Here is a 26,112-nt window from a genome sequence, read left to right as displayed (position 1 = left end):
TCTATTCTTCAGTTGCTGATGAATTAGCAAGTTCATTGTTCTTCTTAACGAATTCCTCAATCTTGCCTTCATCATTCAATTTTTTAATAACTTTATTGATTTCTTCTTTTAGCTCGCTGCTTCCTTCTTTTTGCAAAGCAATCGCGTAAGCTTCATCTTCGTTTGTTTTCAACTCAACGTTAGCGATCATCAACTCAGGATTTTGTTGAACATAAGATTCAGCAGTTGTTTCCTCTAATACTACACCATCTAAAGAACCTTCATTTACTTCTACAATCATGCTTGGTACTTTATCAATCGAAACTAAACGAGCAGAAGGCAACTGTTCTTTAACAACATCTTCTTGGATTGAACCGCGTTGTCCACCTACTTGTTTGCCATCGAAAGCATCAAGACTGTTTAATGTACTTTCATTTGCTTTATTAATCACCATTACTTGTGGTGGATTGTAGTAATCATCAGAAAAGTCAAACTGTTCCCTACGTTCTTCTGTTGCAGATAATCCCGCAACTGCAATGTCAGCACTGCCGTCTTTTAATGTAGCTAAAACGGTATTATAACTCATATCTGAAACTTCAAGCTCTACGCCAAGTTCCTTTGCAATTTCATTTACTAGATCGATATCTGCCCCTACAACTTGGTCCTTGCCGTCAACCATTGTGTGGAATTCAAATGGTGCAAAATCGGCAGAAGTTGCGACTTTCAAAACGCCTGCTTCTTTAATTGCTGCCAATTGGTTTTCTGCTGGTGCATTGTTGTCGCTTGAGCTGCTGGTATTGTTGCCCCCGCCGCCGCAAGCTGCCAATGTTACTAATGCGAAAAGTGATACTGCTAAGCCGGTAATTTTTTTCATCCTAGTTCCCCCTAAAATTTGTATTAAACGAATGTCCTCATTATAGCATTAAATCACGAAAAATCCAGAACCTTAATGCATATTTATAAAATCGAAGTCCCTTTTTATTCATATAACGCATTTTAAATCATTCCGCTGTATAAAGATTTATTCGCTAGCTGATTTCATCAATTCGCTGTTTTTATTAACCATTTCATCAATTTCGTCATTTTCTTTCATTTCGTTAATCAGCTTATCCAATTCCTCTACCAATTTAGGATTACCCTTAGGAACCGCAATTGAGAAGGAATCTTCTTTCATACTTTCTAACGGAATATCAGCAATCATCAATTCAGGATTTTGTTCTACATAAGAAGTTGCTACCATCTGTTCGACTACTAAGGCATCCAATGAGCCGCTGCTGACTTCGATAAAGATATTTGGCAGCTTTTCAATCGAGACCAACTGCGCTCCTTCTAGTTGGTTTTTGACAATATTTTCTTGAATCGTCCCTTTCTGTGCTCCGACATTTTTATCAGCTAAGCTTTCAATAGAGTTTAGTGTTTCTGCATTATTTTTGTTGATGACGATTACTTGCGGTGATGTATAGTAATCCGTAGTAAAGTCGAAGCTTTCTTCCCGCTCATCCGTTACAGAAATTGCGGACACTGCGATATCTGCTTGTCCTTCTTTCGTTGTGGCAAGAACATTATTAAAGCTCATATCCATCAATTCAACTTCTACGCCCATTTCGTCGGCAATTGCATTAACTAAATCAATATCAGCTCCGACAATTTTGTCCTTGCCGTCAATGGTTGTGTGAAATCCAAAAGGTGCATAATCTGGCGAAGTGGCTACTTTAATCACTCCAGCCTCCTGAATAGCATCATACTTATCCTCTTGTTCACCTGATCCGCCACACGCGGTTAATGTGATTGCTGCCAGACCTAATACTCCCACTAATAAACTCTTTTTCATGTTTTATTTCCCCCTAATTTCATTTCTTGATTGAAATTAGTATAGCATATTTTTACATAAAGTCGAGTCTTTTATGCATATTTATTTACAAAATAGTAAATTAGGGCATAAAAAAACAGCAGGAGCTCTGCTGTTAAAATTTACGGAAGCGTTGATAGCGTTGTTCTACCAACTCTTCAGTTGAATATTTGCATAATTTTTCTAAAGCTTCAATCAAAGATTTCTTCATCATTCGCAGGATTTTTTCCTGTGATAGATTCTCACCTCTGAAGGTTTCAGGAATAATTTTATCTATGACATCTAGTTCTAATAATTCAGCAGCTGTGATCTTCATCAATTCCGCGGCCTCTTCTGAACGTTTGCCATCTTTCCATAAAATCGAAGCAAAGCCTTCCGGTGATAAAATTGCATAGATGCTATGTTCCATCATCCAAACTTCATCAGCCACAGCTAAAGCTAAAGCACCACCGCTTCCGCCTTCACCAGTAATAATAGAAATAATCGGTACTTTCAGATCGGACATTTCCAGCAAATTGCGGGCAATTGCTTCCCCTTCACCACGTTCTTCGGCTTCAACGCCGCAAAAAGCACCCGGCGTGTTGACAAAACAAATCACTGGACGCCCAAACTTCTCCGCTTGTTTCATCAAGCGCAGTGCCTTGCGATAGCCTTCAGGATTAGGTTGTCCAAAGTTGCGTTCCATATTCTCTTTCAAGTTGGCACCTTTTTGAATGCCGATAACCGTTACCGGCTTTCCTTGTAAATAGGCAATACCACCAACGATAGCCGGATCATCTCCATACAAGCGGTCGCCATGAACTTCTTGAAATCCTTCAAATAATTGCTCAAAAAAGTCGAGGCTGGTTAACCGCTCCGTTGACCGGGCCAGTTTAACAACCTCACCTGCTGTCAGACTCATTCATGACACCACCCTTTACTTTGATGCAGATCCAATAATTCGGCTAATCGCTCTTTTAACACTGTTCGCGGAACAATTTGATCGATGAAGCCATGATCCAGTAAAAACTCAGCCTTTTGAAAATCGTCAGGCAGCTTTTGGCGAATCGTCTGCTCGATCACGCGTCGACCAGCAAAGCCTACTAAGGTTTGCGGTTCAGCTAAGATCAAATCGCCCTCCATCGCAAAGCTGGCAGTTACACCGCCAGTGGTTGGATCCGTCAGGACAGTAATGTACAAAAGACCGGCGTTGCTGTGGCGTTTGACCGCAGCCGAAACTTTTGCCATCTGCATCAAGGAGAAAATCCCTTCTTGCATACGAGCGCCGCCAGAAGCGGTAAATAAAACGACTGGCAGTTTTTCTTTCGTTGCCCGCTCAAACAAGCGAGTAATTTTCTCGCCGACAATCGTTCCCATGCTGCCCATGATAAAATTGGTGTCCATGACACCGATTGCGATGGGCCGACCTTCAATCAAGGCTTTCCCTGTTATGACAGCTTCATCTAAGCCGGTTTTTTCTTTGGTTTTCGCTAATTTTTCTTCGTAATCAGGAAAGTTGATGGGGTTCTTAGCAGGAAGCTGGTTGTCCCACTCCTCTAAGCTCTTTTCATCAATGGTGATCGCTAATCTTTCCCACGCGCTAATACGGAAGCTGTATCCGCAATGAGGACAAACTTTCTCGTCACCCATCTCCTTCTTGTATAAAGTCCGTTTGCAATTGGGGCACTTCGCCCACATATTGTCTGGAACAGAAGGTTTGCTTGTGGGAGCCAGGTCGCGATTGGGATTGATACGAATATAATTTTTCTTTTTATTGAAAAGTCCCATCTATCTTCCTCCTACTCGCTTTCTTGCCATTCTGGTAAGAAAGTAGTCTGTAAAAAGCTGGTATCATAATCGCCAAATAATACATTTGGATGGCTGATTAGATCCATCTGAAATTCTACGTTGGTTGTTACTCCTTCAGAAACAAATTCTCCCAGCGCTCGCTGCATTTTCATTAATGCATCCAAACGGTCCTCGCCATGAACGATGATTTTTGCAATCATTGAGTCATAGTAAGGCGGGATTGTTACGCCGCTGTACATTGCACTATCTACACGTAAACCTAAGCCGCCGCTAGGAAGCAGCAAGGTTTTTATCTTACCTGGGGAAGGTGCAAAATTAAAGGCAGGGTTTTCGGCATTGATTCGACACTCAATTGAATGTCCATTAAAGGTTACATCCTCTTGCTTCAAACCAATTGGTTCCCCTGATGCAATTCTAATCTGTTTTTTAACAATGTCAATACCTGTAATCATTTCCGTAATCGGATGTTCCACCTGAATCCGGGTATTCATCTCCATAAAATAGAAATTTCCCGTTTCATCTCTTAGAAATTCAATCGTTCCAGCACTCTCATAGTTGACCGCTTCGCCTGCCTTAACCGCGATTGATCCCAACATATCACGCTGTTCTTGATCGATCACAATTGAAGGAGCTTCTTCCAGCACTTTTTGGTTATTGCGCTGCAAAGAACAATCCCGCTCACCTAAGTGAATGACATTGCCTTTTTGATCCCCTAAAATTTGAACTTCAATATGACGAGCCGGATAAATGATTTTTTCTAAGTACATAGAATCATCACCGAAGGCTGCTTTCGCCTCTGATTTAGCAGAAGTAAAATTCTTTTCCAGTTCTGATTTTTTCAGAACCTTACGAATTCCCTTGCCGCCACCGCCGGCCGCTGCTTTAAGCATTACCGGATAACCTACCGCGTCAGCAATTTTTTCGGCCTCTTCCAGCGTATGGATAGCGCCGTCGCTCCCCGGAATAACGGGAACTCCCGCATCTTTCATCAATTGACGGGCATGGATTTTATTACCCATAGCATCAATTGTTGTTTCAGTAGGACCGATGAACTTAATGCTGCATTCACGGCACATCGTCGCAAATAAACTGTTTTCAGATAAAAAACCGAAACCAGGATGAATTGCTTCTGAATTAGTGACAATCGCAGCGCTCAAAATCGCCTGCATGTTCAAATAAGAATCCGTTGAGCGTGCAGGTCCGATACAAATTGCTTCGTCAGCCATTTCAGTATGCAGTGCTTCTTTGTCTGCTTCAGAATACACAGCAACTGTTTGGATGCCCAATTCGCGGCAAGCACGGATAATTCGTACCGCAATCTCGCCACGATTGGCAATCAATATTTTTGAAAACATAGACATCTATCCAATCATAAAGGTCAGTTCTGCTTCGGCTACCTTTTTGCCGTCAACTCGTGCAATTCCTTTACCGCAGCCAGCAGAAGAACGGACTTTTGTTAATTCAATTTCTAATTCTAAGGTGTCGCCAGGAACAACTTTTTTACGGAATTTTGCTTTGTCAATTCCACCAAAATAGGCGGTCTTTCCTTTGAATTCATCCATAGATAATAAGGCTACTGCTCCGGCTTGCGCCAATGCTTCAACGATTAATACCCCTGGCATTACTGGTTCGTGGGGGAAATGTCCTTGGAAAAATGGTTCGTTAATAGACACATTCTTTTTTGCTACAATCGATTTCCCAGGTTCTACGCTCTCTACGCGGTCAATTAACAGCATAGGGTAACGGTGAGGGATGATTTCTTTAATCTCTTCAATTGTCATCATATGTTTTCACTCCTATTTCATTCTAATAAGCAATCTAGTTAATGCGGAACAATGGCTGTCCATATTCCACGACGTCTTCATTTTCAACAAGTATTTCGGCAATTGTTCCATCAAAGTCGCTGACTACTTCATTGAGAAGCTTCATTGCTTCGATGATACAAACGGTCTCACCTTTTTTCACTGCATCACCGGCTTGTTTAAAAGCCGGCTGCTCTGGTGAAGGCTGCAAATAAACCACACCAACAATCGGTGAAGAAATGATTTGACCCATTGCTTGCTTGGCTGGACTAGCTGTTTCTTTCAAAGCAGCTGCCGGTGTTTCAATCTCATTTGATTGAGGGGTTGAAACGCTTTTGCTTTCAATAGCCGGTGCTGCTTGTCGACTAGTTTGATTCTTATTCATATATAACTCAAAACTGCCTTCATGAAGGTCAAATTCAGTTAAAGAGGAGCGGTCAAACTGCTCCATCAATTCTTTGACTTCTTTGATATCCATTTTGACTAAGCCTCCCAGCGCTTCAGACAAATCACTGCATTGTGTCCGCCAAAGCCTAATGAATTGCTTACGGCATAATTCACAGGAGTTTCTTTCGCTTCATTTACAACAATATTGGCTTCAATTTCAGGATCAACTTCTTGGATGTTTGCAGTTGGTGGAATAAATTGCTCTTGCAAAGCTAATAAAGTAGCTACTGCTTCAACACCACCAGCTCCACCTAACAGGTGACCTGTTAAAGATTTTGTACTGCTGACATACGCATTGTCAGTTAATGCTTGTGCAATTGCTTTACTTTCAGCTTTATCATTTGCTTGAGTACTTGTTCCGTGAGCATTGACATAATTAACTTCCGCTGGATCGATCTGTGCTTCTTGGACAGCCAGAGTGATTGCACGAGCTGCTCCGTCGCCTTCAGGATCTGGTGCCGTCATATGGTACGCATCGCAAGTAGCACCATAGCCAACAACTTCGCCTAAAATAGTTGCTCCGCGTTTTTGAGCATGCTCAAGTGATTCTAAAATCAGGACGCCGGCACCTTCACCCATGACAAAGCCATTACGGTCTTTATCAAAAGGAATCGAAGCACGAGCTGCATCTGATGAATTGCTTAGGGCAGTTAATGCCGCAAAACCGGAAATACCAATCTTGTTAATGCATGATTCCGCACCACCAGCTACCATTACATCAGCATAACCGTGTTTAATATTACGGAAAGCTTCTCCGATCGAATGGGTTCCGCTGGCACATGCAGTAACTGTACAGGTACAAATTCCTTTAGCACCAATTCTTAGTGCCACGTTTCCAGCAGCCATATTAACAATCGCTAAGGGAACAAACATTGGTGATACTCGGCCAGGGCCTTTAGCATCCATCCGGGTTACTTGGTCTTGAATGGTTCCAAGTCCGCCGATTCCAGAACCAATCATGACACCCATACGTTCCATGTCTTCATCTTCGGTATTAATTCCGCTCATTTCCAAAGCTTCCAAAGCCGCATAAATAGCGTATAGTGAATAACGCTCCATACGTTTTGTGTCTTTTTTAACGAAATATTTATCTAAAGGAAAATCTTTTACTTCAGCAGCCATGGTTATCCCTGTTTCAGAAGCATCAAACTGCTGAATCGGACCAATGCCGTGATTTCCTTGCTTCAAATTTGTTAAAAATGTTTCTCTGTCATTGCCAATTGGCGATACAACACCATATCCGGTAATTACGACGCGATTCATTTTTTTCATCCTTTCTTTACATGACCATGCCGCCATCGACATTGATCACTTGACCTGTGAGATACGGACTTTGCGCTAAAAATACTGCAGCTTGTGCTACATCTTCGACACTTCCATAGCGCTTCAAAGGAATTTGTCCTTCGATTTGCTCTTTGATTTTGTCACTTAGCTGATCCGTCATTTCGGTAGCAATAAAACCAGGAGCTAATGCATTGCAGGTAATCCCTCTAGGAGCTACTTCACGAGCTACCGATTTAGTAAAACCGATGACGCCTGCTTTACTAGCCGCATAATTACTTTGGCCTACATTACCAATCTGACCAATCACACTAGCCATATTGATAATTGCTCCGCTGCGCTGCTTCATCATTTGCTTCAACACTTGTTGAGTCATATTGAAGGTTCCTTTAAGATTGATATCAATACAAGCATCAAACTCTTCCGGCTTCATACGCAACAACAGCTTATCTTGAGTAATACCAGCGTTGTTTACTAAGATGTCGATGGAACCAAAAATTTCATTGACCTCAGCAATCATTCGGCCAGCATCTTCAAAGGAGCTGATATCCCCGCTGACACAAATACACTTCACACCGTTTGACTCAATTTCAGCTACTTTTTCAGCTGCAATTTCTTTGCGGCCATTTAGTACAATATTAGCACCCAGTTTTGCAAAGGCTTGGGCAATTCCCCAGCCAATTCCACGACTGCTGCCAGTAATAAAGACATTTTTATTCGTTAATTCCATTGGTTCCTCCCATTAATTGGATTGTTTCCTGCAATGTTTTGCTATCTTCCACACGGCTAGTTTGAATCGAGCGATCAATTTTCTTGATAAAGCCGCTTAAGGTTTTACCAGGTCCAATTTCAATCATTCGTTCAATGCCCAGCTCTTTTAATTGAATAATGCTATCGCTAAAACGTACTGGAGACATGACTTGTGCGGTTAATAAAGAAATAATTTCTGAGGCTGGCATTTCTTTAGCCGTCGTATTTGAAATCACTGGACACTGCAAGGAATGGAAGGTAACTTTTTGCAATTCCTTATTTAGTTGACGACTGGCCGGTTCCAATAAGGCGGTATGAAAAGGTCCGCTAACGTTTAAAGGAATCATTCGTTTAACGCCAGCAGCTTTCAACAACTCCTCAGCTTTTTCTACGGCAGCTGCTTCTCCACCAATCACGATTTGTTGTGGAGTATTGTAGTTGGCTGGCGAAACGATCCCGATTTCTGAGGCTTGTTTGCAGCAGTCTTCAATTACTTCAGCTGAAGTATTTAACACAGCTACCATTTTTCCACTGCCGCTTGGTGCAGCGGTACTCATAAATTGACCACGTTTTTGAACCAGTTGAACGGCATCACCAAAATCTAAGGCTCCCGCTGCGACTAAGGCCGTGTATTCCCCCAAGCTTAGTCCGGCAACTGCATCTTTGGTTAACCCCATTTTCTCTACGACCCGTAAAAAAGCCGTACTTACGGTTAAAATAGCTGGCTGAGTATACTCAGTTTCATGAATATTTTGGTTTTCTTCAAAACAAAGCTGACTCATAGAATAGCCTAATAAGTCACTGGCCTCTTCAAAGGTTTGACGAACAATTTCCTCTTGTTGGTAGAGTTCCTTGCCCATCCCGACATATTGTGCCCCTTGGCCGCTAAATAAGAATGCTGTCTTCATAAATTTTTCTCCTAATATAAGGAAAGGCCAGGCTTTCGCCTCGCCCTTAGTCCTTTATGCGTTTTGTTGTTTTTCTACGTATTCAACTAAATCTTTTACTGTTGTAATGCCGTCTTCAGTTTCGATTTTCACATCGAATTCATCTTCGATTTCGTTAATGATTTGGAACAAGTCTAAGCTGTCTGCTTCCAAATCTTCTTGAATGTTGGTTGTTAGTTCAACCTTTTCTTTTTCTACCCCTAGTTCTTCTACGATAATGTCTTGGATTTTTTCAAAAGTCATGAGTTGTTTCCTCCATTTATTGTTTTTAAATTATTTGTAAACAGTTATAGCTCCAGCAATAAATTGCCCCAGGCGAGCCCGCCGCCATAACCTGTTAATACCACTTTTTGTGTACCGTCCAAATGAATAATGCCATCTTCAACTAACTCATCCAATAATATTGGAATACTAGCTGCCGAAGTGTTGCCGTAATTAGCTAAGTTCATCGGAAATTTATCAATCGGTTCCTTCAGCTTCTTCGCCATCTTTTCAATGATGCGGCGATTGGCTTGATGAAATAAATAGAGATCGATTGGTTCCTCTTCGGTGAATGTTCGCAAATCCTTTACGACGTCATTTAGCGCAAAGCTCCAAATACCGCGTCCGTCCATCGTTAAACCTGCTTGATCCTCTTCTTGATAATAACGTGTCTGAGTAGGACGAAAGCCGGCTACTAATGAATCCGCTCGCTGTCCATCTGCTCGCAGCATCTGACGCAGAATCGTTGGCTGATCACCAGCCTCTAGCAACACGCCTGCCGCTCCATCTCCGAAAAGAACTGCAGTTGAACGATCATTCCAGTCCAGCAGCTTAGAAGTTTTCTCGCCGCCAATAACGATCCCCCGTTTTAATCCGCTGCGGATAAAATTTTCGGCTGTTGCTAGTGCGTAAACAAAACCGGCACAGGCAGCCGCAAGATCAAAGGCCATGGCACGATGTGCACCAATTCGTCCTTGTACCTGACAGGCAACGGAGGGCGAAGAGTAATCTGGTGACATGGTTGCTACTATAATAAAGTCTAAGGAAGATGCATCAAGCTTGGTCTTATCCAGCAACTTACGTGCTACTTCAGTACATAGGTCCGAAGTATTCTCTTCTTCAGCAATGTGACGCTGTTTGATTCCCGTTCGTGATTGAATCCATTCATCCGATGTATCCATCAATTGCGCTAATTCATCGTTTGTAACAATTTTTTTGGGAAGGTAGCGAGCTGTTGCCGCAATTCTTCCATATTGGTTGATGCTCATTTGATTTCCTCTAAGTATCCGTTTAGATTTTTCAATGCCCGCAAGAAGGCTTGCTGTTCATCAGTGTTTAACCCTTGTGTTGCACGACGAACCATTTCGCGATGGAAATGCTGATGGACACGGAAAACTAATTTTCCCTTTTTAGTCAGGGATAATTTAACTACTCTCCGGTCATCTTCACTGCGGATTCGCTCTACATACCCTTTTTTGACTAAACGATTAATCGACGTTGTTAAAGTTCCCACAGTAACTAACAGTTCTCTTGCAACCTCAGTCGTGGTTTTCTTCTTGTACATGCCAATCGCATCAATAGTATGCATTTCGGTAATGGTTAAATCACCAAAGCGCGATTTTTTTAGTTCATTTTCTTCAATCGACAGAACGTCATTAAAGATTGTTACTAAGTAAGTATTCATTTCTTCCCAATTGTGTTCCATTTTTCCTCACCCAATTAGTTTGACATTCAAATCATTTGATGATCAAACTATATCTTATTTTTATTTTCATTGCAAGATGATTTTAGTCTTTTACAGAAAATTGATCTTCAGTCCTAGCAAAGACCTAATCAAACTAAGAACCAAAATACTTTGGCAATCAAAGTTTATTTGCTTTGCTAAGGGAATTTCCTGTATTTCACTTCAATCAAAAACGCCTGTTTCCCATTTTATAAGATTTTCTTAACAAGAACAACAAAAAAAGAGCAACCAGCGTTAGCTGATTACTCACGAAGCTATCCTTTGCGGTGCATTGGGATATTATTGTTGTTAGGATGAACCAATAGGTATTGAATGACATCAATGTTGCTGGCTTGGAACGAAGCTGCACAGGCTTGTAAATACAAATCCCACATTCGATAGAAGGCTTCATCCTTTTGCGCTAATACTTGCTCTTTAACATCATGGAAGTTTTTGGTCCAATGCTCTAAAGTAAGCTGATAATCGCGACGTAAGCTTTCTAAATCAATTAGCTGCAAATCATTTTCCGTCATGTGACCGACAAGCTCAGTCACGCCAGGAACATAGCCGCCTGGAAAAATGTACTTGTTGATCCAACCATTTTTAGCCCCGCCTTGCTGACGACTGATCCCATGGATTAAGGCAGTTCCGTTAGCAGCTAGATTTTTTTCTACTACATTAAAGTATTCTTGCAGATTCTCGGCACCCACGTGTTCAAACATCCCCACACTAGTAATGTGGTCATAAGCTTCACCTTTTAGGTCACGATAGTCCATTAAGCGAACTGACACCTGATCTTCCAGGTTTTCCTTTTTAATAACTGCTTGAATATGATGGTATTGCTCTTCACTTAAGGTGATTCCGCTGGCCTTAACACCATACTCTTTAGCAGCAATCAAGATTAACGTACCCCAGCCACAGCCAATATCCAACAGTGTTTCTCCTGGTTGAATAAATAATTTATCCAAAATATGGTGGACCTTATTGATTTGAGCCTGTTCTAACGTATCTTCTGGTGTAGCAAAATAAGCACAAGAGTACGTAAGCGTTGGATCTAACCATAGCTCGTAAAAATCGTTTCCTAGATCGTAGTGACTGTGAATATCCGTTTGCGATTGCTTTTTCGTATGCTTTTCTTTAGGCAGCCATTTTTTGAAGTTGTTATTATGGAAGAAGCCTTCTGCTTGATTATAGACATCATAAATAAGCTCTTGCAGGTTTCCTTCAATTTCGATTCGTTTTTCCATATAGGCCTCGCCAAGGGCTAATGAAGCATTATTCATTAAATCCTTTACCGGAATTTTTTCATGAAAAGTAATTTTAAATGCTGGTTCACCCGAAGTTTCGCCGTATTCTTTCACACTGCCATCCCAAAAAATCACCTGGGTCTTTTTAGAAAAAGATGGCTTAAATAACTGATTGTAAACTTCTTTGTCTAACATTTTATTTCCTCCACTTCTAGTTACATCCTCTATAATTATCCAAAAGTGAAATAAGTTCAAATAATATGCAACGTAGAGTAAATGAGAAAAGTTTTGCAGATGCTTTCTGCTTTAAAATAGTAAGACTGGATTTTAGATAATGTGACTCTAAAGTTTCATCTTTTTCGAAAGAACTAGCTTGCCATAACGGCTTGCCCATTGAGAAAAACATCCGTTTCCTTCAAAAAAAGCCTTATAAACGAGTCTATTCGGATAGTGAATAGACTTGCTTATAAAGCTTAGTTGAGTACATAATTTGTTGGCTGTTTATCTAATCAAAAAAACGGGTTTCCCCGTTTTATTGAATCAAGTCATAAATTTCCATTGCTACGATGTCGATATTATCGAATTGATATGTTTGTTTGGTGTCGCTTTCGGTTAATTCGAATGTTTCGGTTGTGCTATCGTAAGTTACCGTGCATTTTTCGACTCCATCTTTTTCAAAACGGCGAACTTGAACTTCGTTATCGGTTGATTCTGTCATAGCTTCCAAGCGTTTAATAATGGCAACTAATTGCGAGTGTTTCATCTAGGTGCCTCCCTTCCAATCATTCTGTATTATTGTATCAAATCAGACTCTATCTTGCATTGTTTTTACCAAAATAATTATTAATTTTTGTCAAAGTCTGCTTTACCCTCAGGCCACCACAATTTAATCAAGGCTTGAGTGCCGTCATTCTCATAACCGGCCTTAGCAAGCTGCTGGTACAACTGCTCTGCCAACTTAGTTCCGGGAAGCTCTAAATCCATCTTTTTGGCTTCATCTAAGACTATTTTCAAGTCCTTGATGAAATGCTTGACAAAAAAGCCTGGTGAATAGTCTTCGTTTAGTATCCTTGGAACATAGTTCATCATTGACCAATTTTCAGCTGCACCGCCACCTAGCGTCTTGAGGACTTGCTGGAGATCTAATCCTGCTTTTTGTGCGTAGGCTAGCATTTCACTCATTCCGATCATTGTACCAGCAACCATAATCTGATTAGCCATTTTCGTATGCTGACCACTTCCGGCTTCACCATGGAGTGAAAAAGTTTTACCCATAATTCCAAATAAAGGAACAACTTTTTCGTAGGTGGACTTATTGCCGCCCACCATAAGGGTTAAGGTCGCATTTTTAGCTCCAAGATCCCCGCCAGATACGGGCGCATCTAATGCATCTGCGCCTTTTTCTTCAGCCGTTTGTTGAATACGTTTAGCCAAAGTAGGCGTCGAAGTCGTTAAATCCACAAAAACTTTATCTTGAACCGAAACGGTAAAAATGCCGTTTTCTTTATAGTAAATTTCTTCTACATCATTTGGGTATCCTACCATTGTAAAAGTGACTTCTGCATTTTCGGCAACCTTTGCAGGAGAATCTTGCCAGACAGCACCTTTTTCTACCAATTCATCGGTCTTGCTTTTTGTTCGGTTGTAAACGTGGACTGCATGTCCTGAACTTAATAGATGTCCAACAATCGCTTTTCCCATCACGCCTGTACCGATAAAGCCTAGTTCCATACTCTAATCCCTCCTAAAATGACTAAATCCATCTCTAGTATACCTTAAGAGATGGATTTATACCTTATTTATCGACTGAATTTTTAAGTGACGCAATCTTTACTCGAACTTTCTCCACCGGACGTTTTTGACTCAGTGGAACTTTCTGATGATTTTCTTGATAATACTCAACCATCTCCTGATAAAAATCAAATATTTCATTGCCAAATTTTTCAGCAGATATTTCGATCAGCTTTCTTTCTCGCAAAGTATCGTCTAGCACCAGGCCTTTATGGACATAGTTGATGAAAGCATCAGAAAACTCTTCATCCTTCGCAAAAGTTACGCCTAAGCGCTCGTCATCTAACAGAGCCTCCAAGTAGTCATTGCCTTCTACAACACATTGTGTTCCAGATGCTAAGGCTTCAGCATAGGTTAACCCCTGCGTTTCTGACGTTGAGGCACTGACGAAATAGTCAGCAGCTCGATAGTAAAGCGCCACCTGATCATGTGGAACCTCGCCAGTAAACTGAACATAGGCTTGTAAGTCCAGCTCAGCAACTAATTCCTCCAGCGCTTCCCGGTGAGGGCCTTTACCGACAATAACCAAACGAGCATTAGGAAAGCTTTCCAACACTTTAGGAAATTGTTGGACGATCACTTGAATGTTTTTTTCGTAAGCCACTCGACTCAATGATAAAATCATTAAATGATCTTTGGTAATTCCTAGTTGACTGCGCAAATCCAGCAGCATTTGATCGGTAATATCAGGTCGCACGAAACCCTCGGTCTTAATCCCTGTCGGAATAATTCGCATTGGAATATCTACTTCATAGCGTTTCATGGTGTTAACCACTCGCTGACTTGGGCAAACTACCCCCGTCGAGCGATTGACAAACATCCGAACAAAATGCTTCACATGCGTTGGCCGCACAACTTTTCCGTTGGCGATGTAATGAAGATAATCTTCATACATCGTATGATACGTATGAATGACCGGGATTTTCAACCGGCTGCCCACCATTTTACCTAACAGCCCAGCTCCAAATTCCGTATGGGTGTGGATTAGCTCCAGCTCTAACTCTTTGGCAATTTGATAAGCAAACCACATTCCCCGCACAACAATTCGCCGATCCTTAAATGAAACAAAAGGAACGCTAGGCATTCGCACAATATCCTTTTCAAAGTCTTCAGCATCCGGGTCAGTCGTGGTGAATATATAGACTTCATGACCTTTTTTTTCCAACTCATCCTTCAACGTTTTGATTGATGTCGCTACTCCGCTGACTTGCGGAAAATAGGTATCTGTAAAGAAACCAATACGCACACTTACTCCTCCAAACTATTCGACAATCAATTGCTTGATTGCTTACACAGGCTCATCCAACATGTCCTGATAAACAGATTTCAGCTCTCGTCCAATTTCCATTATACTTTTGCCTTGTGCAGTCTTAAATCCGGCTTCTGTAACATCTGGCAATTGTTCACTAGTCATTTGTTTAATCAACGTTATAAATTCTTGATTCGATCTTCCCATATAGCAATTACATCCATCCTTCATCCAGCCAGAATAAACGGGAATGTCTCTTAACAGGACTTTTTGTCGACTAGCTAAGGCCTCAAGTACCACAATGCCTTCCGTTTCTTCATAGGACGGAAAGAAAAACAAATCAGCAGCTGAATAGCCGCCTTCGATTACTTCCCCTTCAATATAGCCAGGGAAAATAACATTCTTGGGATGATCGTGTTTTACAATTTTTCGTATGTTTCGCGGGATTGAATACATCGGTACATCACCGAACCAAATAAATGTGTACTCAGGCATTTGTCTAGCAATCTCAACAAAATCAATGATCCCTTTGCGCTCAAAAAAAAGACCTACACTAATGATCACCTTTTGTTCTTCAGGCAAAGAAAAATACTCGCGAAAAGCAGCTTCTTTTTCTTTATTGGGATAATACCGCTGTAAATCGATACCATTTGAAATTGCTGCAATTGGTTGAGTCAGTCCGTAGCTTTTCAACAACTCTCTTGAATAAGGAGTTGGTGTAATCAAACAGTCGGCCTGACTATATAGATGAACCAGCCATTTCTTTACAATGGGAGCTAATTTATTTGACCCAACAAAAGAATTACGGAAATCTTCTTCTGTAGAATGAGCATGATAAATGATTTTCTTACCGAGCCTTTTCGCTTTCGCTACCATTCTCGCACTATTAGGTCCATATGTATTTACATGTAAAATGTCGTAATCTTCACTGGAGGGATCTAGCGTATATTGAATTCCCACTGAAGATAATGCTCTTTTTTGATGGGCTAAGGCACGACCGATTCCTGATTTGCCTATAACAGATAGTCCTTCAAAGTATAATAAGATTTTCAATCGTTTCCCTCCTATTCGACAGCAAATCTATTATACCATAGGGTCATTCTTTTTCTATCAATCGAAAGTCTTAATTTAAGTAATAAAAAAAGCCACTGCCTAATAAAAGACAGTGACTCAAGATTGATTATTTTACGTAAGACTCAACTAACTCAACAACTTCTTCCATTGTGTCGCAGTCATTCAATGCTTTGTCTGCTAATTCAGCCATTTCTGAAGTAGTTAGACGTTTCATCAAGCTGCGAGTTTTAAGGATAGATGTTGCGCTCATAGAGAACTCATCAAGACCCATACCCATTAATAAAGGTACAGCTGTTTGATCGCCAGCCATTTCTCCACACATACCAGCCCATTTACCTTCAGCATGCGCTGCATCAATAACGTTTTTAATTAAACGTAAGATTGAAGGGTTGTAAGGTTGATACAAGTAAGAAACGCGTTCGTTCATACGGTCAGCTGCCATAGTGTATTGAATCAAGTCATTCGTTCCTACACTAAAGAAGTCGACTTCTTTTGCAAATTTGTCAGCTAATACAGCTGCTGCAGGAATTTCGATCATGATACCAACTTGAATAGTATCTGATACTTCAACGCCTTCATTTACAAGTTTTTCACGTTCTTCTTCGTACATTTTCTTAGCAGCACGGAACTCTTTAAGAGTCGCTACCATTGGGAACATAATACGCAAGTTGCCATAAGCAGAAGCACGCAACAATGCACGCAACTGAGTGCGGAACATGTCTTCACCAAGTTCAGACAAGCTGATACGTAATGCCCGGTATCCTAAGAACGGATTCATTTCATGCGGTAATTTCAAATATGGAAGCTCTTTGTCCCCACCGATGTCCATTGTACGAACAACAACAGGTTTTTCGCCCATACCTTCTAGAACTGCTTTGTAAGCTTTAAACTGATCTTCTTCAGTTGGGAAGTCAGGTGAATCCATGTATAAGAATTCTGTACGATACAAACCAATTGCTTCAGCGCCATTGTTGTGAACACCAGTTAAATCTTTTGGCGTACCAATGTTAGCAGCTAATTCAAAGTGTTTGCCATCGGCGGTTACTGTTTCAGCATCTTTTAGTTTGTCCCACTCAGCTTTTTGAGCTGCGAAGGCTTCCCCTGCTTTAACAAATTCAGCAGCTTGTTCATCAGTAGGATTGATGATTGTTTCACCAACAATACCGTTAACTGCTAAAATATCGCCTTCTTTTACTTTTGAAGTAATTTCCATTGTACCAACGATTGCTGGGATTTCCAATGAACGTGCCATGATAGCTGAATGCGAAGTACGTCCACCAATGTCAGTAACAAAGGCTTTAACGAAGTTTTTGTCCAATTGAGCTGTATCACTTGGAGTCAAGTCATGAGCAACTACGACAACTTCTTCATCAATCATTGAAGGGTTTGGTAATTTCACTCCTAATAGGTGTGCCATTACACGTTTAGTAACATCACGAATATCCGCTGCACGTTCTTGCATGTACGCATTATCGTCCATTGCTTCAAACATACCAATATACATGTCTGTAACTTCTTTTAATGCTGATTCAGCATTTACTTTATTATCTTGAATATGTGTTTTGATTTGACCGATCATTTCTGGATCTGAAAGAACCATTAAATGGGCATCAAACACTTGAGCTTCTTCTTCACCTAAGCTTGTTGCAGCTTTATCCCGAATTTTTTGCAATTCTGAAGAAGAAGCTGCTAAAGCGTCGTCTAGACGGCTTTCTTCAGCAGCTGCATCTTCAATAGTTTGCTTTTGAAAAGACAAATCCGGTTGAACTAGCAAGTAAGCTTTCGCAACGGCAACTCCGTCACTAGCGGCAATACCTTTTAGCATTTCAACCATTATTCAGATAGTCCTTCCTTCTTCATAGTTTCTACGATTGCTTCCATTGCTTCTTTTTCGTCAGCACCTTCAGCAGAGATAGTAACGTCAGAACCTTGGCCAACACCTAAAGACATAACGCCCATAATTGATTTAAGGTTTACTGATTTTCCTTTATACTCCAAATTGATATCAGAGTTAAATTTGCTTGCAGTTTGCACTAATAATGTTGCTGGACGTGCGTGAATACCTGTTTCTGCTACTACGTGAAAATCTTTTTTTTCCATATTGACCATTCTCCTTTATATAAGAAAGTATTATTTTATGTTAGGGCTTTCGCAACATACCTTGTTCCTTCAAGCCCTTCATTTCTAAAGATTACCATTTTTTGGTTATTGATACAACAATTTTAGACGAATTCTTTCAATAAAATGTATCCCCTTTCTTAAAATACCCAATTTACACGAAACAATCGCTGAAATTTTCAGTTTTCATCCTTTTTTTCATAACAACCACTTTCATTCAAATAGAATTTCATGAGAAAATTTTCTTATTAGCACTCTCTGAGATCGAGTGCTAATATTTTCGAGCCTAACGCTTGATTTTTTGATAAAAGTCAGTATAATATTGATTAAGGTCAAAGATAGTCAGAGTTTTGACCAGCGTATCTTTTTACGAGAATCCCCTCCTAGATGTACAATAGAGAAAAGGTGAAAGGGTGAATAGAATGCTTTGCCAAAATTGCCACAAGAATGAAGCAACGATTCATTTGTATGCAAATGTCAATGGTCAACGAAAACAGTTGGACTATTGTCAAAGTTGCTATCAAAAACTTAAAAATCAAGCAACTGGAGGTGCTCCGCAAATGGCAGCAAACGATCCATTTGGATTTGGAAGTCTTGATGACTTATTTAGATCCATGTCACAACAAATGCAGCAGCAAGGTGCCCCGGACCAAACTCCTCCTACCCAATTTGGTGGTGGAAATGGTTTTAACGGCCAACAACCCCCACGCGGAAATAGCGGCGGTGGACTCCTTGATGAATTTGGAATTAATATTACGAAGCTAGCACGTGATGGAAACATTGACCCTGTAGTGGGCCGCGATGATGAAATCCAACGTGTCATTGAAATTTTAAACCGTCGAACAAAAAACAATCCGGTGCTGATCGGTGAACCTGGTGTTGGTAAAACAGCCGTGGTGGAAGGTTTAGCGCAAAAAATTGTCAATGGCGATGTACCGCAAAAACTGATGGACAAAGAAGTGATTCGTTTAGATGTTGCTTCCTTGGTTCAAGGTACGGGTATCCGCGGTCAATTTGAAGAACGGATGCAAAAACTAATTGAAGAAATCCGCCAAGCTGAAAACATCATCTTGTTTATCGATGAAGTGCACGAAATTGTTGGTGCTGGCTCTGCTGGCGATGGCAATATGGATGCTGGTAATATTTTGAAACCAGCACTTGCTCGTGGTGAAATGCAAATGGTCGGTGCGACTACTTTAAATGAGTACCGGATCATTGAAAAGGATGCCGCGTTAGAACGTCGGATGCAGCCGGTTCGAGTTGAAGAACCTAGTGTTGAAGAAACGATTGAAATTTTGAAAGGTTTGCAGCCTCGCTACGAAGACTATCATCATGTTAAATACACCGATGAAGCGATTAAGGCAGCAGCTGAACTTTCTAACCGCTACATTCAAGATCGTTTCTTACCTGACAAAGCAATCGACTTGCTGGATGAATCAGGTTCTAAAAAGAATTTGACCATTCAAATTGTTGATCCAAAGGTTATCGATAAAAAATTGGCTGAAGCTGAGGAACAGAAAAAAATAGCTTCTCAAGAAGAAGATTTTGAAAAAGCTGCTTACTATCGTGACCAAATCAATAAATTGCAACGAATGAAGGAACGTCAAATCACTGACGAAGAAACACCTGTTATTACTGAAAAAGACATGGAAATCATCGTTGAAAACAGTACAGGAATTCCAGTTGGTGAATTAAAAGAAAAAGAACAAACACAATTGAAAAATCTTGCTGATGATTTGAAGAAACATGTGATTGGTCAAGATGAAGCAGTAGAAAAAGTTTCCAAAGCCATTCGTCGGAATCGCGTAGGCTTGAATAAGAAAAAACGCCCAATTGGTTCTTTCCTATTTGTTGGACCAACTGGTGTGGGTAAAACTGAATTAGCTAAACAATTGGCTTATGAAATGTTTGGTTCTGAAGAATCGATGATTCGCTTTGATATGTCTGAATACATGGAAAAACACAGTGTCTCTAAATTGATTGGTTCTCCTCCAGGCTATGTAGGTTATGAAGAAGCCGGTCAATTAACTGAACGTGTACGCCGCAATCCATACAGCTTAATTTTATTGGATGAAATTGAAAAAGCTCATCCCGATGTATTGCACATGTTCTTGCAAATTCTTGATGATGGTCGCCTAACTGATGCACAAGGACGCACGGTCAGCTTCAAGGATACCTTGATCATTATGACAAGTAATGCAGGAACTGGTAAAATCGAAGCCAATGTTGGTTTTGGTGCCGCTCGCGAAGGAACGACTCGTTCGGTCTTGGGACAATTGAAGGATTACTTTGCACCAGAATTCTTGAACCGTTTTGACGGAATCGTTGAGTTTGGCTCATTGTCTAAAGAAGGCTTGATGGAAATTGTCACCTTGATGATCGATGACGTGAACAGCATGCTGGCAGATCAAAAACTGCATATTGATGTCCCTGCAAATGTTAAAGAAAAATTGGTAGATCTTGGTTACGACCCATCAATGGGTGCTCGCCCACTTCGTCGAACCATTCAAGAAACAATTGAAGATGGCATTGCTGAATTTTACTTGGATCATCCAACAATTCATGAGCTTAAAGCAAAACTGGACAAAGATGATACAATCGTTATAACCTCAAAACCAGAACGTTTAGCAAAGGAAGACAGTAAAGAGTAAGCAAAAAAACTGAGGTAGAAAATCTATCTCAGTTTTTTTGAGCTTTACCCTTCATTTTTTGGGAATTTTTTTATATAATTATCATAGAAATGTAATCTTCAAGGAAGGAGCTTGGTTATGAAATTAGTCAACGTTACAAATAGCCATTCGCGTCTAGTTTACAGTCAATTGGAAAATACAGATGCGAACATGATCAAAGTTTACACTATCGGCAATACAACCGTTATATTCACCGATGCTTACAAGCATGCAGAGATCGTAATCAAAAATGATAAACGAAACATACAACAAAAAGAGCTGGACTTTATACATAAATACTTTAGAAGGAAATTAAGCGAAGACAGTTACGATTTTGAGAATGTGACGACGATTGAAACACCAGGACTGGTGGAAATTTCAATCACAAAAAAAGAGGCTGAACTGACGAAGCAGTGAGTATTACTCACCGCTTCGCGGGTTCACCTTTTTTATTATAGCTTTTATTCTTTTTTTAGGTAAAACAATGACTAACAAAGTAATCAAACTAGCTAATCTAGCACTGATAGCTAACCGGGTATAGCTGGATGAAATAGTAATTTCAGAGTCACCTTTAGGTACTTGAATTTCTGTTGTGCCAGAATCAGATAATTTGCTTGTCGTTTCTTTGTCATTGATCGAAACGTTTTGCCCGATATATCTGTAGATAGGGGTTATCAAGTTACCAGGATTTTTTATGTCCTTTAGCTCAATTCTAATTGTACTATCAGTTAAATTGAACTGAGGGGTAATCTCTTTCCCATCTAGTAAAAACTTATAATTAGCGACCACGTCCATATTCTCTACTACTCGCTGGTTCGCATAGTCAATATTGTTTAACGAATTATCAAGTGCGGTCATATCACTATCCTGTATTACAGTTCTTATATCATCATTTCGGGCCACTAAATTATAAACCTTTTCCGAATTATACAGATTAAAAACCGCAATAATATGAAGCAGCGCAATAATCGGCAGCAACAGTATCTGCCGATTAATTCTAACAACTACTTTTTTCGAGTCAAATGAAACACTAAAGCTGTAGGCGAGCAATAAAGTGACCAAGGCGTTTAGACGCCATACAAATTGAATCGTCAGCAAAGGGGTGGCACTAAGTTTATCCCACGGTAACAATCTAGTTGTAGAAACAAACAAAAGGACGCCCATAATAAAGATAACCATATCTGGTTTTTTTAATTTTTTTCGTCCTATTATGGTCATAAAGATTGCAATGAATATGAACAAACCGATGGAAAAGCCATTAAGTCGATTCCAAAGGAGGTTGCTCAACAAGGAGCGATAAGTGAATCCTTCTAATGATACGCCCCTTGGAGTATATAAATCCAGTTGAAGCATTTGTTCTAAGAACGGAACAATAAAAGCTAACGATAATAATAGGGTAAGAAATGTTGCTTTAGTTAAAGCTTTTAAACGTTGCAAGCGTTTGTCCCAAAACGGAATAGAAATAATCAAGAAAATCGCAATTAGTACGGAGAGCATCGCTACCGAGAGCAAGTGAGTGTACAGCACCAAAGTCATTCCGAAAGCTAAAACACGCCAATTTTTCTCGTCACCGACAAAAATTTCATAGGCACCGGCTAAAACTAAAGGAAAGAAGGTCATTGCTACTGCTTCACCTAGTGAACCTCTATAAAACAAATCCGTAGCTCGATACGCCGCAAACGTGTAGACGGCAGAAAATACCAATGCAATATTGGTACTTTTCTTCATTTTGAAAATAGAATAGTAAGAAATCAGCAATGTAACTAATGTGATAAACCAGCAGTAGAGTTTGTAGCCCCAAACCATACTGCCAGTTATTTTAGTAAATAGATACGCTGGATAAATCGTCAACCACGGATAAAATTGATTGATCATAGACCCGTTATGATGATACGAAGCGTAGTTTACTGGACTAGTCCATACATTGCTCATACTTGTTATCCGAGAAAAATGAAAGTAAGTATCTTGCATACTGAAATGAATGACACCTGAATATAAAAACATCGGCATCATATAAAAGATGCTCAAAATTATTAAAATCAGCAAATGATTATACTTACTGAGCTGCTTTACCATTGTGCATCTCCTTTTACAGATGTATTCACAGTTGTCCTACATCAAACTCTTCAATTCTACGTCTGGATATTTGTCCGCAAACCAGCGCATCGCAAATTGATTTTCAAACAAGAACAGCGGTTGATCAAAACGATCCTTAGCCAAAATATTCCGGCTAGAGCTCATGCGCTCATCTAAGTCTTCGGGTTTGATCCATCGAGCAATTTTATTTCCCATTGGTGTCATAACCACTTCGGCGTTGTATTCATTTAGCATCCGATATTGGAAGACTTCAAACTGCAACTGACCTACCGCACCGATAATGTAATCATCGGTAAGATACGTTTTGTACAACTGAATCGCACCTTCTTGAACCAGCTGGTTGATTCCTTTGTGGAAAGATTTTTGCTTCATAACATTTTTAGCTGTGACTTTCATAAATAATTCTGGTGTAAATGAAGGCAGCTCTTCATAAGAAACTTTCAATTTCCCTTCAAATAAGGTATCGCCAATTTGATAATTTCCTGTATCATAGACACCGATAATATCCCCGGCTACTGCTTCTTCAACATTTTCGCGAGCATCCGCCATAAACTGAGTAACGTTGCTGAGCTTCATCTTTTTATCTGTTCGGTTAAGAGTAACGTCCATTCCCCGTTCAAAGGTACCTGAACAAACACGAACAAAAGCAATTCTATCGCGATGGTTCGGATTCATGTTAGCTTGAATTTTGAAGACAAAACCAGAAAATTCTTCTTCATAAGGTGAAACTTCTGTGCCCTGTTCTGTTTTATGGGCATATGGTTTAGGTGCCAAGTTAACAAAGGTTTCTAAAAAGGTTTGGACACCAAAGTTAGTTAAGGCCGATCCGAAGAATACAGGTGTTTGTTCCCCTTTAGCGATTTTGTCTAAATCAAAGGCATCACCAGCTTCTTGGACTAATTCAACTTCGCCTAAAACATCTTCATAAATTGATTGCTCTTTCAAAGGATGATCTTCGACGATCTCTCCATCGGTTAGTGAAATAAAACGTTCGCCATCATACCGTTCAGGACGATAAAGCTCGATGCGTTTATTGTGAATGTCGTAAAGCCCTTCTAAACCTTTTCCCATACCAATTGGCCAATTCATTGGGTAAGATTCAATATTCAGCAGCTCTTCTAATTCTTCTAACAGATCTAACGGTTCCCGACCATCACGGTCCAATTTATTAATGAAAGTAAAAATTGGAATGCCGCGGCGCTTAACTACTTGGAATAGTTTCTTTGTTTGTGCTTCGATCCCTTTGGCGCTGTCAATAACCATCACGGCACTATCGACGGCCATCAATGTCCGATACGTATCTTCTGAGAAATCCTCGTGTCCTGGTGTATCTAAAATATTCACTCGTTTGCCTTCATAATCGAACTGCATAACGGAGCTCGTTACCGAAATCCCCCGCTGCTTCTCGATATCCATCCAGTCTGATTTGGCAAAGTTTCCGGTTTTTTTCCCTTTTACCGTTCCTGCTTGACGAATCGCTCCGCCAAATAGTAAAAGCTGTTCAGTAATCGTCGTTTTCCCCGCATCCGGATGGGAAATGATCGCAAAAGTTCGACGGCTGTCGACTTGTTCTTTTAATTTTGGATTGTTCATCTATTTACTCCCTTTAACAAATTTCAACCCAATTAGTATAGCATGGATGGCCTAAAATAGGGAAGTTGAAAACGATTTTTACAAAGAATCTTCATACCTATTAAGAAATGAGAACCATGATTCTCAGAAAGTTTTCTTATTGTTTTTTTCTGACGGGCCTATTTACAAAACAAACTCTAATGTTAAAATTAGATTGCTATTGTTTCTTTTTAATTTTTAAAAATTGCATCAGTAAGGAGGAGTCTATGCGTATATCCAAGAAAAGCATTACCGCCGTTTTTGTATTGCTATTGGTTGCTGCTATCTTACTTGTTCTCTATTTTAAAAGTCATTTTCTCCCTTGGGCAAAGGTCAATGATCTTTCAGTTGGCGGTATGACGGTTCAACAGGCTCAAAAGGAACTGTCGAACAACTATAACACCCTTACGACTCAACTGGAACAAGACGGCACTTCTATTACACTAACAATCGAGCAGCCTTACCAGCTGTCAGAAAATATCTTAAAGACTAATTTGCACCGATCATCTTTTCAACTACCATTAACCGACGTAATTAACGCACAAATGCAAGCTAAAATTGAAGCTGCTGATTTCGGAACAGAAGTAGCCAGCCAAAATGCGGTTATCAGTCATGATAAGCAAAAATTCCTGCTTGAATCGGAAAAATTAGGAACGACGATTGATCGAGAACAGCTTGCTGAAACGCTGCATAATGATTTAGCTCAAGGTACGTTAAAGGAAACGTATCAATTAAGTGACTTTTATCTGCTGCCAGAAGTTACCGGTGATGATCTTGATAAAACCACCAAGGAATTGAACCAGCTGCTAAAAACAGACAAAACTTTGCTGATTTCAAAACGCAAGGTGCCCGTTTCAAAAGAGATGCTTTTCGCTTCTGTGAATGAAGCAGGCGAGTTTGATCCTATACTGATTACGCAATTGGTCCAGAAATTAAACCGAGAATATTCTACAGTTGATCGGCCGGTTGATTTTACAAATGTCCATGGTGAGCATTTGCGTTTCAAAAACGTTGGCAATTACGGCTGGTATATCAATACGGAAAAAGCGGTCAATGTATTAGCCAAACAGCTGCCTAACGATAAAAAAACTACAATCAAACTTCCTTTAGCAGGTGATCCAGCTAAACAGCCGCTGCATGTGAAGAAAAATTATATTGAAATCGATTTGGATAACCAGAAAATGTATTGCTTCCAGCAAGGGAAAAAAGCTGTTTCTACGGATATCATCACTGGACAGTTTACCAAGGGGACCGCAACTGTCCCAGGTTTCCATACCATTATGGATAAGCAAAAGGATACTTTTTTGAGCGGTGAGATCGTTAACGGGGACGGCAGTTATCGTGTACCGGTTAAATACTGGATGCCATTTTTAAGCTATGGCCAAACCATCACTGAGATTGGTATTCATGACACTGAACATAAAAAAGAGGCCTTCGGAGATGATCAGGCCTTCAAAACAAATCTGGGAAGCTACGGTTGCATTAACACGCCCCTAGATAAAGTCGCAGAAATCTATGACTACAGCTATATTGGTATGCCGGTTTTTGTTTATGGGCACGCTTATGATGACGCCCCTGGAGAATTCGACAAACCGGTTGATTATGGTGAAAAAATTAAAAAGGACTAGTTCACTCGCGTTGAGTAGGTTCTTTCTCAAGTTTGGTTACAGCACAAAAAAGCAGGTACGGATGTACTTGCTTTTTTTGT

25 protein-coding genes are annotated in these 26,112 nt (G+C 40.2%); 3 read left to right on the top strand and 22 right to left on the bottom strand.

All coding sequences use genetic code 11. The features are described 5' to 3' along the window. Position 1: 1 nt before the first annotated feature. From JZO70_RS10075 to JZO70_RS09980, 20 genes are all read right to left on the bottom strand, one after another. Entirely contained in the window at positions 2-853 is an 852-nt protein-coding gene (locus tag JZO70_RS10075; protein WP_207673440.1) for a transporter substrate-binding domain-containing protein, read from the bottom strand. 147 nt (positions 854-1,000) lie between these two features. Next, a complete protein-coding gene (locus JZO70_RS10070; protein ID WP_207673439.1) occupies positions 1,001-1,810 on the bottom strand; it encodes a transporter substrate-binding domain-containing protein in 810 nt (269 codons plus the stop codon). A 133-nt stretch (positions 1,811-1,943) separates the two neighbouring features. Next, positions 1,944-2,729, bottom strand: coding sequence for an acetyl-CoA carboxylase carboxyl transferase subunit alpha (locus tag JZO70_RS10065; RefSeq protein ID WP_207673438.1), 786 nt, complete (start codon positions 2,727-2,729; stop codon positions 1,944-1,946). Then, the gene (gene accD, locus JZO70_RS10060; protein ID WP_207673437.1) at positions 2,726-3,595 is read right to left on the bottom strand and encodes an acetyl-CoA carboxylase, carboxyltransferase subunit beta; all 870 of its coding nucleotides are present in this window, start codon (positions 3,593-3,595) and stop codon (positions 2,726-2,728) included. The genes JZO70_RS10065 and accD overlap by 4 nt, the downstream gene beginning before the upstream one ends. Before the next feature lie 11 nt (positions 3,596-3,606). Continuing rightward, entirely contained in the window at positions 3,607-4,971 is a 1,365-nt protein-coding gene (locus tag JZO70_RS10055; RefSeq protein WP_207673436.1) for an acetyl-CoA carboxylase biotin carboxylase subunit, read from the bottom strand. 6 nt (positions 4,972-4,977) lie between these two features. Beyond that, positions 4,978-5,397 (bottom strand): 3-hydroxyacyl-ACP dehydratase FabZ, encoded by a 420-nt coding sequence (gene fabZ, locus JZO70_RS10050; protein ID WP_207673556.1) that lies wholly within the window; start codon positions 5,395-5,397, stop codon positions 4,978-4,980. A 37-nt stretch (positions 5,398-5,434) separates the two neighbouring features. After that, entirely contained in the window at positions 5,435-5,896 is a 462-nt protein-coding gene (gene accB, locus JZO70_RS10045) for an acetyl-CoA carboxylase biotin carboxyl carrier protein (protein ID WP_207673435.1), read from the bottom strand. A gap of 5 nt (positions 5,897-5,901) precedes the next feature. Next, positions 5,902-7,128, bottom strand: a complete 1,227-nt coding sequence (gene fabF / locus JZO70_RS10040; protein WP_207673434.1) for a beta-ketoacyl-ACP synthase II — start codon at positions 7,126-7,128, stop codon at positions 5,902-5,904. Positions 7,129-7,144: 16 nt separating this feature from the next. Continuing rightward, positions 7,145-7,876, bottom strand: a complete 732-nt coding sequence (fabG, locus tag JZO70_RS10035; protein WP_207673433.1) for a 3-oxoacyl-[acyl-carrier-protein] reductase — start codon at positions 7,874-7,876, stop codon at positions 7,145-7,147. After that, positions 7,860-8,804 carry an ACP S-malonyltransferase gene (gene fabD / locus JZO70_RS10030; protein ID WP_207673432.1) on the bottom strand — a complete coding sequence of 315 codons (945 nt, stop codon included), beginning with the start codon at positions 8,802-8,804 and terminating at the stop codon, positions 7,860-7,862. The genes fabG and fabD overlap by 17 nt, the downstream gene beginning before the upstream one ends. Before the next feature lie 54 nt (positions 8,805-8,858). Beyond that, positions 8,859-9,086, bottom strand: a complete 228-nt coding sequence (locus tag JZO70_RS10025; protein WP_207673431.1) for an acyl carrier protein — start codon at positions 9,084-9,086, stop codon at positions 8,859-8,861. A 44-nt stretch (positions 9,087-9,130) separates the two neighbouring features. Further along, positions 9,131-10,093, bottom strand: a complete 963-nt coding sequence (locus tag JZO70_RS10020; RefSeq protein ID WP_207673430.1) for a beta-ketoacyl-ACP synthase III — start codon at positions 10,091-10,093, stop codon at positions 9,131-9,133. After that, entirely contained in the window at positions 10,090-10,530 is a 441-nt protein-coding gene (fabT, locus tag JZO70_RS10015; RefSeq protein WP_207673429.1) for a fatty acid biosynthesis transcriptional regulator FabT, read from the bottom strand. Before fabT ends, JZO70_RS10020 begins: the two co-directional genes overlap by 4 nt. A 293-nt stretch (positions 10,531-10,823) precedes the next feature. Beyond that, positions 10,824-11,990 carry an SAM-dependent methyltransferase gene (locus tag JZO70_RS10010; RefSeq protein WP_207673428.1) on the bottom strand — a complete coding sequence of 389 codons (1,167 nt, stop codon included), beginning with the start codon at positions 11,988-11,990 and terminating at the stop codon, positions 10,824-10,826. Between the two features lie 337 nt (positions 11,991-12,327). Further along, positions 12,328-12,558 (bottom strand): YkuJ family protein, encoded by a 231-nt coding sequence (locus tag JZO70_RS10005; RefSeq protein WP_207673427.1) that lies wholly within the window; start codon positions 12,556-12,558, stop codon positions 12,328-12,330. An 80-nt stretch (positions 12,559-12,638) separates the two neighbouring features. Next, positions 12,639-13,526: an NAD(P)-dependent oxidoreductase gene (locus JZO70_RS10000; RefSeq protein WP_207673426.1), complete on the bottom strand. Its 888-nt coding sequence runs from the start codon at positions 13,524-13,526 to the stop codon at positions 12,639-12,641. A 64-nt stretch (positions 13,527-13,590) separates the two neighbouring features. After that, positions 13,591-14,832, bottom strand: a complete 1,242-nt coding sequence (locus JZO70_RS09995; RefSeq protein WP_207673425.1) for a glycosyltransferase — start codon at positions 14,830-14,832, stop codon at positions 13,591-13,593. A gap of 42 nt (positions 14,833-14,874) precedes the next feature. Beyond that, the gene (locus JZO70_RS09990) at positions 14,875-15,888 is read right to left on the bottom strand and encodes an LTA glycolipid anchor biosynthesis glycosyltransferase, IagA/BgsA family (RefSeq protein WP_207673424.1); all 1,014 of its coding nucleotides are present in this window, start codon (positions 15,886-15,888) and stop codon (positions 14,875-14,877) included. Positions 15,889-16,015: 127 nt separating this feature from the next. Further along, entirely contained in the window at positions 16,016-17,743 is a 1,728-nt protein-coding gene (gene ptsP / locus JZO70_RS09985; protein ID WP_207673423.1) for a phosphoenolpyruvate--protein phosphotransferase, read from the bottom strand. Further along, positions 17,743-18,009, bottom strand: coding sequence for a phosphocarrier protein HPr (locus JZO70_RS09980; protein WP_010759545.1), 267 nt, complete (start codon positions 18,007-18,009; stop codon positions 17,743-17,745). Before JZO70_RS09980 ends, ptsP begins: the two co-directional genes overlap by 1 nt. Before the next feature lie 440 nt (positions 18,010-18,449). Between JZO70_RS09980 and JZO70_RS09975 the strand changes: the two genes are divergently transcribed. Both JZO70_RS09975 and JZO70_RS09970 read left to right on the top strand, forming a co-directional pair. Next, complete coding sequence (locus JZO70_RS09975; protein WP_207673422.1) at positions 18,450-20,678, top strand: ATP-dependent Clp protease ATP-binding subunit; 2,229 nt, start codon at positions 18,450-18,452, stop codon at positions 20,676-20,678. A 117-nt stretch (positions 20,679-20,795) separates the two neighbouring features. Further along, on the top strand, positions 20,796-21,113 hold the full coding sequence (locus tag JZO70_RS09970) for a DUF1827 family protein (RefSeq protein ID WP_207673421.1): 318 nt from the start codon (positions 20,796-20,798) through the stop codon (positions 21,111-21,113). 3 nt (positions 21,114-21,116) lie between these two features. Here JZO70_RS09970 and JZO70_RS09965 read toward each other — a convergent pair whose 3' ends face one another. Both JZO70_RS09965 and JZO70_RS09960 read right to left on the bottom strand, forming a co-directional pair. After that, positions 21,117-22,772: a 6-pyruvoyl-tetrahydropterin synthase-related protein gene (locus JZO70_RS09965; RefSeq protein ID WP_207673420.1), complete on the bottom strand. Its 1,656-nt coding sequence runs from the start codon at positions 22,770-22,772 to the stop codon at positions 21,117-21,119. A gap of 36 nt (positions 22,773-22,808) precedes the next feature. Continuing rightward, on the bottom strand, positions 22,809-24,386 hold the full coding sequence (locus tag JZO70_RS09960) for a peptide chain release factor 3 (RefSeq protein WP_207673419.1): 1,578 nt from the start codon (positions 24,384-24,386) through the stop codon (positions 22,809-22,811). Positions 24,387-24,631: 245 nt separating this feature from the next. Here JZO70_RS09960 and JZO70_RS09955 point away from each other — a divergent pair, with 245 nt between their 5' ends. After that, complete coding sequence (locus JZO70_RS09955; protein ID WP_207673418.1) at positions 24,632-26,032, top strand: L,D-transpeptidase; 1,401 nt, start codon at positions 24,632-24,634, stop codon at positions 26,030-26,032. The last annotated feature ends 80 nt before the right edge of the window (positions 26,033-26,112 follow it).

This window comes from Candidatus Enterococcus moelleringii, from assembly GCF_017377575.1.
GTDB lineage: Bacteria > Bacillota > Bacilli > Lactobacillales > Enterococcaceae > Enterococcus_A > Enterococcus_A moelleringii.
This window is presented reverse-complemented; position numbering and strand designations above follow the sequence as displayed.

What these genes read in the sequence shown, in the direction of transcription:
- JZO70_RS10075 (WP_207673440.1), bottom strand. Translation starts at nt 853, where the DNA reads ATGAAAAAAATTACCGGCTTAGCAGTATCACTTTTCGCATTAGTAACA.
- JZO70_RS10070 (WP_207673439.1), bottom strand. Translation starts at nt 1,810, where the DNA reads ATGAAAAAGAGTTTATTAGTGGGAGTATTAGGTCTGGCAGCAATCACA.
- JZO70_RS10065 (WP_207673438.1), bottom strand. Translation starts at nt 2,729, where the DNA reads ATGAGTCTGACAGCAGGTGAGGTTGTTAAACTGGCCCGGTCAACGGAG.
- accD (WP_207673437.1), bottom strand. Translation starts at nt 3,595, where the DNA reads ATGGGACTTTTCAATAAAAAGAAAAATTATATTCGTATCAATCCCAAT.
- JZO70_RS10055 (WP_207673436.1), bottom strand. Translation starts at nt 4,971, where the DNA reads ATGTTTTCAAAAATATTGATTGCCAATCGTGGCGAGATTGCGGTACGA.
- fabZ (WP_207673556.1), bottom strand. Translation starts at nt 5,397, where the DNA reads ATGACAATTGAAGAGATTAAAGAAATCATCCCTCACCGTTACCCTATG.
- accB (WP_207673435.1), bottom strand. Translation starts at nt 5,896, where the DNA reads ATGGATATCAAAGAAGTCAAAGAATTGATGGAGCAGTTTGACCGCTCC.
- fabF (WP_207673434.1), bottom strand. Translation starts at nt 7,128, where the DNA reads ATGAATCGCGTCGTAATTACCGGATATGGTGTTGTATCGCCAATTGGC.
- fabG (WP_207673433.1), bottom strand. Translation starts at nt 7,876, where the DNA reads ATGGAATTAACGAATAAAAATGTCTTTATTACTGGCAGCAGTCGTGGA.
- fabD (WP_207673432.1), bottom strand. Translation starts at nt 8,804, where the DNA reads ATGAAGACAGCATTCTTATTTAGCGGCCAAGGGGCACAATATGTCGGG.
- JZO70_RS10025 (WP_207673431.1), bottom strand. Translation starts at nt 9,086, where the DNA reads ATGACTTTTGAAAAAATCCAAGACATTATCGTAGAAGAACTAGGGGTA.
- JZO70_RS10020 (WP_207673430.1), bottom strand. Translation starts at nt 10,093, where the DNA reads ATGAGCATCAACCAATATGGAAGAATTGCGGCAACAGCTCGCTACCTT.
- fabT (WP_207673429.1), bottom strand. Translation starts at nt 10,530, where the DNA reads ATGGAACACAATTGGGAAGAAATGAATACTTACTTAGTAACAATCTTT.
- JZO70_RS10010 (WP_207673428.1), bottom strand. Translation starts at nt 11,990, where the DNA reads ATGTTAGACAAAGAAGTTTACAATCAGTTATTTAAGCCATCTTTTTCT.
- JZO70_RS10005 (WP_207673427.1), bottom strand. Translation starts at nt 12,558, where the DNA reads ATGAAACACTCGCAATTAGTTGCCATTATTAAACGCTTGGAAGCTATG.
- JZO70_RS10000 (WP_207673426.1), bottom strand. Translation starts at nt 13,526, where the DNA reads ATGGAACTAGGCTTTATCGGTACAGGCGTGATGGGAAAAGCGATTGTT.
- ptsP (WP_207673423.1), bottom strand. Translation starts at nt 17,743, where the DNA reads ATGGTTGAAATGCTAAAAGGTATTGCCGCTAGTGACGGAGTTGCCGTT.
- JZO70_RS09980 (WP_010759545.1), bottom strand. Translation starts at nt 18,009, where the DNA reads ATGGAAAAAAAAGATTTTCACGTAGTAGCAGAAACAGGTATTCACGCA.
- JZO70_RS09975 (WP_207673422.1), top strand. Translation starts at nt 18,450, where the DNA reads ATGCTTTGCCAAAATTGCCACAAGAATGAAGCAACGATTCATTTGTAT.
- JZO70_RS09970 (WP_207673421.1), top strand. Translation starts at nt 20,796, where the DNA reads ATGAAATTAGTCAACGTTACAAATAGCCATTCGCGTCTAGTTTACAGT.
- JZO70_RS09965 (WP_207673420.1), bottom strand. Translation starts at nt 22,772, where the DNA reads ATGGTAAAGCAGCTCAGTAAGTATAATCATTTGCTGATTTTAATAATT.
- JZO70_RS09960 (WP_207673419.1), bottom strand. Translation starts at nt 24,386, where the DNA reads ATGAACAATCCAAAATTAAAAGAACAAGTCGACAGCCGTCGAACTTTT.
- JZO70_RS09955 (WP_207673418.1), top strand. Translation starts at nt 24,632, where the DNA reads ATGCGTATATCCAAGAAAAGCATTACCGCCGTTTTTGTATTGCTATTG.